A 10,669-nucleotide genomic window follows, 5' to 3' on the forward strand; every position below is an offset into this window, starting at 1 on the left:
TGATCTCCTCGTGCTTGGAGATCAGCAGACTTCAGATCGTAGCTTCCGTCACTGTCCGATTTTCGGGGAGTAGCTCAATTCGGCGTCCCGGCAGTAGGAGCTCCATATCTGAGAGAGGTTGCACACAACCTTTGCTCTTTGCAGCCCCCATTTGGCACATTGCTGCCGTCAGGGGGAAGTTACATCATCAAAGCATGTTGCCATCTCGGAGCAGCAGAACACGCTGGTCAGACGCTCCTAAATATAAAGTAATTTAAAGAATACCAATCGACCACAAAAAAGCCACAATGACACCCTGAAATTTTTTGCTTTGAGCCACACTCTACAGGTTTGTGGCAGGTGGGGTTTGTTCTAATGAACGCAATCAATATCGATGCAGGCAAATACAGGCATGACGCTTCTAATGAAATAGATGGCGACCTGTTTGGATCTGGATTCGAATTTCATAAGTTTGACGCAAGCATCGGCTCAGACTTTGACATAGTCAGAGATAAAGTTGGCGTGCAGCTTCTAAGATATCCAGGGGGCACGCAAACAGAAAACTATTTTAATCTAGCGACACCAAACGCGACCACATCGACCGGTATAGTGCCGGGCTATCAAACGACTATTGAAGTCGAACCACTGTCATCATTTCTGGAATACTCAAATGAAGTAGGCGCTCGAGCAGTTATCGTCCTGCCGACATGGAGGTACTTCTCGAAAAGAACAGGATCTGCAGTAGAATCCGCTGAGAGGGAAATAAAATCCTTTATACGCGACCTTTTCAGCGGAAAGTTTGGCGCAGCTGACGTCATGGCTGTGGAAATTGGAAACGAGTGGTTCAATAGTCGTTATAATTGGAGCCCGGCGCAATTCGCAGATCTGCAAGCTAAGATGGTAGAATGGATTGCTGAAGTCAGATCTGAGCTGCCAACAAACAAGAAATTCGAGATATGGATTCAAACATCGCAGCAGGGCAGTTCAGACATAGATTACAATCAAATATCTGACAACCGCGAAATACTGAACGCATTTAGCAAAAAGGTCTTGGGCGAAGTGGATGGGCTGATAGATCACTTCTATCAGCCGCAAAGATATGACGATCCTATGGACCCAAACTATCAATTGGATGATTGGACCCCAACGTCGCGGATAGAACGTCTTGAAAAAGATGGGTGGATCCTGGATCGTGAAGATTCACCACGACTGGTTGCGACAGAATGGAATCTAAGAGCGGATCGGCCAGGTGTAATTACCGGGCTGGAGCGCCTAAGTATGTTTTGTCGTCTCTTCATGGAAATGATCGACAGTGGCGTTTCAGTCGCAAACTTTTGGACAACAATAGCGCTCGGAGATAGCAACGCTTCACTCAGTTGGCAAGGAGAGACCAAACTCACACCTACTGCACATGTGTTTTTCATAATGCAGAATACTCTGCCTGGGACTCACTTAATGGAGATGGATGGTGATGGCAGGCTGACTGTACGAGAGCAGCTAATAAAGAACTCCAATGGCGAGAACATTGGGTATTTCTATTTGCTTGAAGGAGATGGAAAAACGGTCCTCCTGTTGGCATCAGGGTCTGACAAGGGTGAGAAATTCAAGATTGGGGGACTGAGAGGCTGGGGGGACGACGCGACGCTCTTCGGTCAAGGGGTGTCGTGGCTCAAGGGTCATGGGAAAATTATAGATGCAGATGCGCATAGTGCAATCACCACCTACAGCCACAATCAGTTAAAGAGCAATGTCGAAAATGGGGCTTTGACTTTAAACCTTAAGCCCTATGAATTTGTAGCAATCACTGTTTCGCGCACAGAGGGTCTAATAATGGCCGCTGATCCGGACAATCCTATTTCGGACCATCTAATCGGCACGGCGCACGATGATGTAATAAAGGGATATGGCGGCAACGATACCATTAATGGCTGGGGAGGGAGAAACGTTATCGACGGTGGTACCGGAAGTGATCGAATTATTTCGGAAAGAGGTACCAGTCAAGTTTCGGGTGGCGCCGGGTCTGATACCTTTGTGTTGAGGGGGGGGGATGTAGAAATTCTCGACTTCAACTTTAATGACGGCGACAGGATTGACCTTGCGCAGGCCTTTGATAATTGGTCTGACCTAATTAAAAATGTCACCTATTCACAAATCAATCAGGATGATCGACTTGATGCAATAATAAGGAAAGGAGGCCTTACGGTTAAAATCCTTGACATAGAATCCAAATTATCTCCAAGCTGGTTTTCAGACGATTTTGATTTTGTCGACGCAAAAACTTTCAAGGGAACAACTGCCGACGACAAAATTTCGCCAGGCGCGCTAGATAGAAACGGGCGTATTTTCTCTGCATCTACCCCACGTATCGAGGGATTGGATGGAGATGACACAATCCGAGCGAATAATCAATCCAATACTCTGAGCGGTGGCAGCGGCGACGATCTAATTCGTGGGCTTGGAGGGGCAGATACGATTATTGGCGGTGTAGGTAATGACAAACTTGTTGGGCATAATGGCAATGATGTCATACTTTCTGGTTCTGGCGCAGATACCGTGTATGGCGGATTCGGGAATGACTCACTTTACCTGTCGGGAGATCGCGGCATAGCATACGCCGGATCTGGAGATGATAGGCTGAGTATTTCAGGGGATGGCCATAAAGTATTCGGAGGGGACGGTGATGACGATTTCTTTTCTAAGTCTGGTGACTCCGATCTGAACGGAGGGCGCGGAAATGATAGATTTTTCTTCACGGGAAAAAACATCAGCCATACTGTAGATACCGGCTCGGGGTCTGACTTTGTCTATGTTATAGACTTTTCGAGTAAAAATGGTCAGAAGCTCACATTTCACAATTGGGACCTGCGCAAAGACACGATATATATTGACAATGTTGAGTTGGAATTTGACAAATCAAGTACCTACTATGAAGTTACAAAGACAGGTAACACTCTAGAGGTAACTACTGCACTTGGAGGTGAGTTGGTATTCTTCCTATAGCTGACATCGGATGATGTGACCGCCCCGCGCTGACAACGATGTGCCAAGGTAGGTATGCGATAATCCAAGGAAGAGGACGTTCACCTCGGAGATTGCTACATTCGGGCTCGATCTTTCGAAGAACGTGTTTGAGTTAATCATCCGGCGTAAGCCGCGGCGTAACCATCCGGCGTAGGCCGCGGTTATGCGGCTTGGGTGATCAGGTTGCGCTCAATTCCATGTAAGAAATTCCGGCAGGTTGGCGACTCTTTTCAAGGTTAAGGGATACCATAGGGTAGAGTATTGACCGCACCAAAAATACGGCCCAGCTACCACATCGAATCCATGAGATGAACCATTTCCGAATTTGTGCAATGCCTATGAACTACCCGACAAAATCGAACATATCAATACGCAGACTAGATTCCGCCACCCCCTCCAGCAGAAGAGTGTTGATTCCGATTGTGATCAACGTGTCTTCGCCCCCATTTACCGCCTGAATTTCAAGCTGCTCAAAGGTCATACCCCAATATGACAAATCTATAATGTCAGCGCCATCGCCAAAATCTTCAATCACATCGTTGTTGAATCTTCCGTTTAATACAAAACGATCTGCTGAGGACCCCCCATTCATTAGATCATTACCTAGGCCGCCAATTATTAGGTCGCTACCTTCTCCGCCCCTCAGGACATCATTTCCATCTCCGCCCTCGATCCTGTCATTGCCATCACGACCAAGTAGCGTATCATTTCCATCGCCGCCATTTAAACTGTCGTCACCGGTACCGCCGTCCAGTCGGTCACTACCTTCATCAGCATCGATATCATCGGCCTCAGCTCCTCCTAAGAGAGTGTCATTGCCAAAACCGCCGAGCAGGTTGTCTATGCCGTCTCCACCGTTCAATAAATCATGCCCAAGATTACCGTACAGGGTGTCATCTCCGGAGCTACCCAGCAAAGTATCACCACCCGAACCGCCCACAAGGATGTCACTACCTACTCCACCGTTCAGACGATCAGCCCAAGAACCTCCTACTAGAGAGTCGTCTCCAGCCCCACCATACAAGCTGTCAGATTGTGAATGGCCCAATAGCGTGTCGTTTCCACTGCCTCCAAACAAGGAGTCGCTACCGGCATGGCCAATCAAGCTATCATTTCCGATGCCACCGACCAAACTGTCTCTTCCGGCTTCCCCTAGCAGGGTGTCATTTCCTATCTCGCCTAGCAGAGTGTCGTTGTCTTTTCCGCCGAGCAAATTGTCATTCCCGGAGCCGCCCAACAACTGATCATTGCCTTCCCCGCCGAGAAGAAGATCATCACCACCTAAGCCTGAAACTTGGTCATCGCCGTCCAGTGACCTTATCGTATCGCTCTCTGCGCTACCTATCAAAACATCGGATTCGTCAGTCGATCTGAAAGCTCTGGCGGGGCCGAATTGGATTACACCCCCAAGCTCCAGACCGAGCAAACCTCTAATGTAGAAATCAGAATTTGATCCACCCTCAGAGAGATTTACTTTTGGCTTCATGTCTCGATTGGAAAAAATCGGGCCATCATTTGCGCCGGCAAGCACACGAAGCATCTTTTCACCATCTGTCATTCTCTGAAGGCCCCACTCGCCAACTTGCTACATGTTTCCAACCTATTACTTGGATTTTAATCACAAGTCAACTCCAGATGTAAATCGGAGCCTCTCGTCGACAACATGTTTCCCTAATGCCACTGCCAACTGCTCCGGGATTTATGGGTGTGCACTACATCCAATACAACAGAGACTACTGTGCAAACCGCTAGAGCACTTTATTGGCCAAATTTTTTGATACAACTTTCAACCGGCCTCAACAATACTTTATCTGGAAACGATAGGGTGACTTTGTTGCGCATTTCGGGAGATAGGAGGAGTGGCTCTGGCGACAGATTGAGCGGCCCTACATAACGATACTCGCGCGTTAGGTTCGTGGTGCCGGTTTCCTTGGGCTCTGATGATGTGACTGCCCCTACGGTATCGATGTTCCAAAGTAGGCCTGCAAAGATCCACAGAGGAGGACGGTCATGGCGGAGATTATCACGGTCGGGCGCGACCTGGCTAAGAATGTGTTTCAGGCGCGGGTTGCTGACGCCTCGGGGAAGGCGGTTCCGTTACGAGTTCGGTTGCAAGGTCAGCGTCACCACCACCTTGGACGAAGGTTTCGTGGTCGGCGCGCAGTTTTCCGGGCAACCCCTATAACGGCCACACACTCCGCCCGGCACTGGAACAAATGGAAATCCTGACCGACCAGCGCCCTGATATGGCCGTCGTCGACCGCGGCTATCGCGGCCATGGCGAGGACAGGACCCGCGTCCTGATCAGCGGCACAAGGCGCGCCTGACGCCAAAGCTGATCGCAGACCTCCGCCGCCGCAGCGCCATCGAGGCCGAAATCAGCCACATGAAGGTAAGCACCCGGCCATCGCCCTCGTTGTTTGAGGCTCGATGCTATCCGAGATGACGGCTGTAACAACGGAGGCGTTGATGGATAGCGGCATACAAACTTACGTAAGCTCTCACAGTGATGATCATGGATATGCCGGGCGTATCGACATCGTGACGGGGCCGACAGGTCGATCGCGTTGCAACAGGGCTCTGTTAAGGCAAAATTAATCTCATCATCTTATAATGAAAATTCAGGAAAGAATGTTGGGCTTTCACAATGCTAAATACAGATGAGCGAATCATCATCGCAATTGCAGCAAATTCGATACTGGATGGAAATCAGTCCAGTGCAGAAAAAATTCTTCGCGACTGCAATATTGATTGCTGGCCAGATAATGTACTATTGCATCCCATCTGGAGAAAAAAAATTGAAGAGATCCTGTCAGAAGATTAAAAATCAATCCCAGAGGTAACACATAGCAGAAATCTTATGCATTAGCAGGGGCCAGCAGATTCTTGTAGAGCCATCGCAGGGAGCGCAAACGCCATCACGAGAGTTGCTTCACTCTGAGAGAGCCACCTTTATGCTCCCTTTTGTCAATCCCAAAACTCTGGGAATCCGTGATCGGCGATTGACTCGCTACCATCAATGATTGCACCAAGTACGTTAGCACGAGCTAATGCTATAGAAAGTACAGCCTGCACGCCCAAATCTGCGGCGGCACGGGCACGAAATCGTGAAATTTGCTCCTGCTCAGTCAAGGAGAGCCAAGCTCGGTCAGCGCGCAGCAAGCTGACAAGCAGTGGGAGAACCTCTTTGACGCGCCCTTCCACATCAACGTCTCGTGCAATATCTCCTAGATTAATATTAACAATTGAGCCGCTTACGCTCAATTCGACTTCTTTTGTCATGCAACCATCCGCAACTTACGCCTGTTTCTAATTCTTAGTCTGCAGCTAACTGTTCGCGGCTTGCTCGAGCCTTGAACAAACGACCATAGGTATTCAACATCTGCAGCGGAATCTGTTGGCGGTATGGATTTCGACACATGATGTTCATGGTAGCGTTCAGCGTTGTCGTGGTACTAGACCAGTGTGTTCAAACTGAGCAAGGTACTTCTACTACTATGACGGGCTGATCGCGCGGCTGCAACGCAATTTCAGCATCCCACAGGGAACGTTTGAACAACGGCTTCCGCTGCACTGAGATGGCAGCCTGATCGCTTCTGCCGCGTCAAGCAGAGCCTTTATGGCCGGATGACCTGATGCGGAGGAACTCAACTCATTGATGGTACCAGAGTTGTTGATTTCCACTGAGAAGTGATGTGGTGCATACCCGCTCCCGACGGCATCGCGATGTGCCAAGGTGATGTTGAGTAACGTCACTGGGGGAGGTAGTGTATCGACCCAGGGGAATCTGCACAGGTTAAGCCGCTAGTGCGAATGCCTCAGCGGGGGTTTTCATGTCCAGCGCCTGATGCGGGCGGCGGTGGTTGTAGAAGCTGGTCCAGTCACCGATAGCGCGTGTCGCGTGCTGAATGCTGTCGAAGCGTTGGCGATGGATGCACTGTTCCTTCAACGTCCGGATCACGCGTTCGACCATGCCGTTCTGCTGCGGTCAGTGCGGCGTGATGAACTCTTGCTTCAGGCCGTAGCTGCGAACCAGCGCGGTGTAGCGGCGGCTGGTGAAGACGAGGCCGTAGCATGTTGAGAATGACGCGCCGTTTAAGGTTATGGCCGCCTGCGCAGCCTCCAAAATTGCGCAGCAGGCGGCCATAACCGGATCTCGGGTCTCTATGGTGGTTTTGCTAACCACACCACAGAGGAGACCCGCTATGACCAAGGTTGAGCATACTTCTGATGCCCGTGTTCTGGTAGGCATCGACATTTCCAAACACCGGCACGAGGTGCTGATTGCCGTGCCGGGCAAGACGCGCCGGCGGCGCATGACGATCTTGGCGTTATCGAGATGTTCCCCTCTTCACACATGATTTCGGCGCTGTCCAAGGAAGACTTCATCAAGATTGCTTGGGAGGTGGTCGGGCGCAAGGTGGAGAAGTCTCTCTTGTTGTCAGATATTTACGAGACAGCGAAGACTTCTGCGGGGCTGCCTGTCGCGCCGGAATCAGACGCCATCCGAATGTTCCGTATGATGCTGGCCGAAGGCAGAAGCCTGATCCGGCAACGCCATGCCATCGAAGATCGGGCGGTCGAACTGCTAGGCGATCGGCCCGATTATCAACGTCACTGCACACCATCCCAGGCATCGGGCCGATCAACGCCTGACCATTTTGGCCGAGACCGGCGACATGCGCCGTTTCAAACATCACCGCCAGTTCCTGAGGTTCTGCGGCATGGATCTGGCCACCGTTCAGTCAGGCATGTTCCGCGGCCGAAGCAAGATCTCCAAATATGGCAACGCTCGCCTGCGCCGGACTTTGTGGCTCGCAGGGCAGACCGCCGTTCTGAAGAGGGCCAATACCGTGTTCGTGTTCCGCGCCAAACTGGCGGACCGTCTGGAGCTTCTGTAGGTGATGTGGGTGCTTGCGCGCGAAGGAACCCGAAGCAAAAACGGGTCTCAGAACATATGGCCATAAGGACCAGTACAAACATCGTTTGATTGAAATGATGATCACCTTTCTCACGCCAAGCGCAAACCGGCACTTACTCCACTTGAATCTTTCTAGGAAACATTGGTAATCTATATGACAAGAAAAGATCTGCGGGGCGCGAATGAAACATACCGTTCAACCGAAAAAAGTTGTTATACATATGGGGCCACACAAGACTGGCACTACATATATACAGGATGTATTAAAAAAATCAGTGTCGCAGCTACGAGATAGTGGCGTAGATTTTATCCACGATACCGAAACACATCGAGCATCTTTGGAGATTGCCGCGCAAAACTATGATATTGCTCTGGATAGGTTAAAAAAAACCTCGGAGCAAGTATCCAATTCAGAATACGATACTTTTATCATCAGTCAAGAAGACTTCTCAGGGGGGTTGCCTGGAAGATCCAAGAGAGGAAAAGTATACCCACGCCTTACAAAGAACATGCGAGTGATTGCAGAGGCCATGAAGCCTCATACAGTTGAGTTTCTGTTTTTTATTCGGCCTGAGCAGGACTGGTTGCGCAGCTGCTACAATCAAAATATTAGATACCGGACCGATTACAGTAAGTTCGAAGATTTTATGAGCACCGATCTGCGAGATCATTCGTGGGAAGATTGCCTCAGCAGGGCAAGAAAAGTTTTTGGCGGCCAGCTGCTAACATTCGAATATTCACACAACCTGCAGGATGGAACACGGAAAATCTTAGGCAGATGCGGCATTCAAGATTTCGACTTCCGCTCCCATCAAGCTCCCATTAATACCTCCCCAAGCAGAGACGTTCTGCGAAAGCTTGAACGAATTAACGAAGTTTCGTCCTTCAAGGAAACAGCTTGGTTTGCAAAAAGGCTTGTCTCTAGTAATTGGTCTCCCAAGACCTCATTCGCAACACTCCCTCCTCCACGTTTCAGCTCAGATCACCTAGCATCGGTTGCATTTCCACACCTAACAAATCGAGTCAGGGCGAGACTTCAAAAACAATCAGTTCCTAACATTCTGCCTGAAGCAACCGCAGACTTCGAGGAGATGTTTTTCCGCACACTTCCCAGTGATGTAGTCATGCCTGACGTCACTAGAAGCTGCATACAGAACCAATCAATGATTCTCGAATATCATTTTAGAGGAAAATCCCTACTTTCAAAGAATCTTGCATTGTGCATCAGCTATCTCCGCAGAGATACGAATATGTCTGATGACGCGAAAAATATCTTCCACACCATACTTGAAAAAGCTGGAATTTTGCTATTGAACGAGCTGAGCACCCGTTGGTTGATCTCAGTGTTGCAAACTTTCTTTGATCATGGGATTTCTGAAGGGCAGAGAATAATTGGTGCGGGGGGATATTTTTATGCAAACTTGATGAAGCTCTATGAAGGAGAGCGAGCGTTAGAGGGGCTCGATCCCTGGTCCATTTATGCCTCAAGCACTCCGGCTGTTGAGAGCAAATTTCGCGGCCTTGATCGTTTCAATTTGGGAGGCACAGACCTGAATTTGAACACGAATGCCCTTCTTCTTGAGATGTCAGCGTTAGACGACACTGCGGGAATGTTCTTGGTAGAGCTTCTTTTGAGAGTTCAGTGTTCGGCAAACGTATTTACGAGGTTAGATCGCAATAGAAAAGCAAAGCAGATAGTCATAGATGGATTTGAAGACACATGGTCGTTCTTCATTAACCCTTCAATGCCTCATAAGTGAAGTAGTTCGCCCTGAACAATCCATTCAGGCTGATGTGACCGCCTGATATTGGTGACACGGGTGGCATGCTGCGTTCAGAATGGCGGCGACAATCCAGGCAAGCCATGTAATGACCCAGCGGAATCTGCACAGGTTAAGCCGCCAATGCGAATGCCTCAGCGGGCGTTTTCATGTCCAGCGCCTGATGAGGGCGTCGGTGGTTGTAGAAGCTGATCCAGTCGCCGATGGCACGACTTGCGTGTTGGATAGTAAGCGGCGCCAGGCGCCCACCTTCCAGGGGCTTCGCGGAATGGGGCGAGATCTTCGGCGATCCGGTCGTCGCCACCGCGCTGCTCGACCGACTGCTGCACCACGCCGTCGTGGTCCAGATCGAGGGCGCCAGCTATCGGCTGCGCCACCACGCCGACCTGATCCCCGAGCACACCCGCTCACACGCCACCATCACACCGCCACCGCCGCCCAAACGTCGCGGTCGGCCACCGAAAAACGGAGGCGCCCATCACATGCACGGCTGATCGCCAAACCCGCGAGGTGGGGAATTTTGCGCCAGCACTTCCGGGGAAATTTGATCCAGCATTTACACTGGTATCGCGAATACGAGCGCATTCAGGATTTACCGATAGGGTCAGCCCCGCGACCGCCCAAATTCTCGGACGCTCAAAAGCAGGTTGCACTGGAGCACTACGCCAGCAATGGGCGCTGCATCTCATGGACGATGCGTGCGTTAGGTTATCCCGGTCGAGCGATGCTGACTGCATGGGTGCGCGCTGCGTTTCCTGAGACCAAGACGGTCTCGGGCGGGGCCCGTGGACGAGGTGATCATTCCGCTACCGTGAAGCAGGCTGCAGTGGTGGGCCTTTATTGCCGCGAAGAAAGTGCGGAGGCCTTGGCGAAAAAGGTCGGCGTCAGTCTGAGCTACTCCCCAACTCTTGGACAGATTTCCTGCTGAGTTAAGCTACGGCCTGCACCTGCTGATCGGTTTGGGTTG

8 protein-coding genes and 4 pseudogenes are annotated in these 10,669 nt (G+C 50.4%); 7 read left to right on the forward strand and 5 right to left on the reverse strand.

The window, feature by feature from the left end:
- Positions 1–354 precede the first annotated feature (354 nt).
- The gene (locus V6590_RS20435; protein WP_335425562.1) at positions 355–2,979 is read left to right on the forward strand and encodes a calcium-binding protein; all 2,625 of its coding nucleotides are present in this window, start codon (positions 355–357) and stop codon (positions 2,977–2,979) included.
- A gap of 364 nt (positions 2,980–3,343) precedes the next feature.
- Here the strand turns inward: V6590_RS20435 and V6590_RS20440 are convergent, their stop codons facing one another.
- Positions 3,344–4,558, reverse strand: coding sequence for a calcium-binding protein (locus V6590_RS20440; RefSeq protein WP_335425563.1), 1,215 nt, complete (start codon positions 4,556–4,558; stop codon positions 3,344–3,346).
- A 452-nt stretch (positions 4,559–5,010) separates the two neighbouring features.
- On the opposite strand from V6590_RS20440, the pseudogene V6590_RS20990 reads away from it, so the two are divergent.
- Both V6590_RS20990 and V6590_RS20445 read left to right on the forward strand, forming a co-directional pair.
- Positions 5,011–5,115 (forward strand): annotated as a pseudogene (locus V6590_RS20990) (IS110 family transposase); the annotation flags it as partial.
- Positions 5,090–5,404: pseudogene (locus V6590_RS20445) on the forward strand (IS5/IS1182 family transposase); the annotation flags it as partial. The pseudogenes V6590_RS20990 and V6590_RS20445, both read left to right, overlap by 26 nt.
- A 563-nt stretch (positions 5,405–5,967) precedes the next feature.
- Here V6590_RS20445 and V6590_RS20450 read toward each other — a convergent pair.
- The 3 genes and pseudogenes from V6590_RS20450 to V6590_RS20460 all read right to left on the reverse strand — a co-directional run bounded on the left by V6590_RS20450 (position 5,968) and on the right by V6590_RS20460 (position 7,186).
- Positions 5,968–6,282 carry a hypothetical protein gene (locus V6590_RS20450; RefSeq protein WP_335425564.1) on the reverse strand — a complete coding sequence of 105 codons (315 nt, stop codon included), beginning with the start codon at positions 6,280–6,282 and terminating at the stop codon, positions 5,968–5,970.
- Positions 6,283–6,796: 514 nt separating this feature from the next.
- A pseudogene (locus V6590_RS20455) lies at positions 6,797–6,976 on the reverse strand (integrase core domain-containing protein); the annotation flags it as partial.
- 12 nt (positions 6,977–6,988) lie between these two features.
- Positions 6,989–7,186, reverse strand: a complete 198-nt coding sequence (locus V6590_RS20460; RefSeq protein WP_335425565.1) for a hypothetical protein — start codon at positions 7,184–7,186, stop codon at positions 6,989–6,991.
- A gap of 19 nt (positions 7,187–7,205) precedes the next feature.
- On the opposite strand from V6590_RS20460, the gene V6590_RS20465 reads away from it, so the two are divergent.
- The 3 genes and pseudogenes from V6590_RS20465 (at position 7,206) to V6590_RS20475 (ending at position 9,681) form a co-directional block, all read left to right on the forward strand.
- Complete coding sequence (locus tag V6590_RS20465) at positions 7,206–7,361, forward strand: hypothetical protein (RefSeq protein ID WP_335425566.1); 156 nt, start codon at positions 7,206–7,208, stop codon at positions 7,359–7,361.
- Positions 7,334–7,853: pseudogene (locus V6590_RS20470) on the forward strand (transposase); the annotation flags it as partial. The gene V6590_RS20465 and the pseudogene V6590_RS20470, both read left to right, overlap by 28 nt.
- A 250-nt stretch (positions 7,854–8,103) precedes the next feature.
- Positions 8,104–9,681, forward strand: coding sequence for a hypothetical protein (locus V6590_RS20475; protein ID WP_335425568.1), 1,578 nt, complete (start codon positions 8,104–8,106; stop codon positions 9,679–9,681).
- 133 nt (positions 9,682–9,814) lie between these two features.
- On the opposite strand, the gene V6590_RS20925 is transcribed toward V6590_RS20475, so the two are convergent.
- On the reverse strand, positions 9,815–9,982 hold the full coding sequence (locus tag V6590_RS20925) for an integrase core domain-containing protein (protein ID WP_434063299.1): 168 nt from the start codon (positions 9,980–9,982) through the stop codon (positions 9,815–9,817).
- On the opposite strand from V6590_RS20925, the gene V6590_RS20480 reads away from it, so the two are divergent.
- On the forward strand, positions 9,906–10,196 hold the full coding sequence (locus V6590_RS20480; RefSeq protein ID WP_434063298.1) for an ATP-binding protein: 291 nt from the start codon (positions 9,906–9,908) through the stop codon (positions 10,194–10,196). The two genes, V6590_RS20925 and V6590_RS20480, sit on opposite strands and share 77 nt — an antisense overlap.
- The last annotated feature ends 473 nt before the right edge of the window (positions 10,197–10,669 follow it).

It is taken from the genome of Gemmobacter denitrificans (assembly GCF_036964905.1).
In the GTDB taxonomy this organism is placed as follows: Bacteria; Pseudomonadota; Alphaproteobacteria; order Rhodobacterales; family Rhodobacteraceae; genus Gemmobacter; species Gemmobacter denitrificans.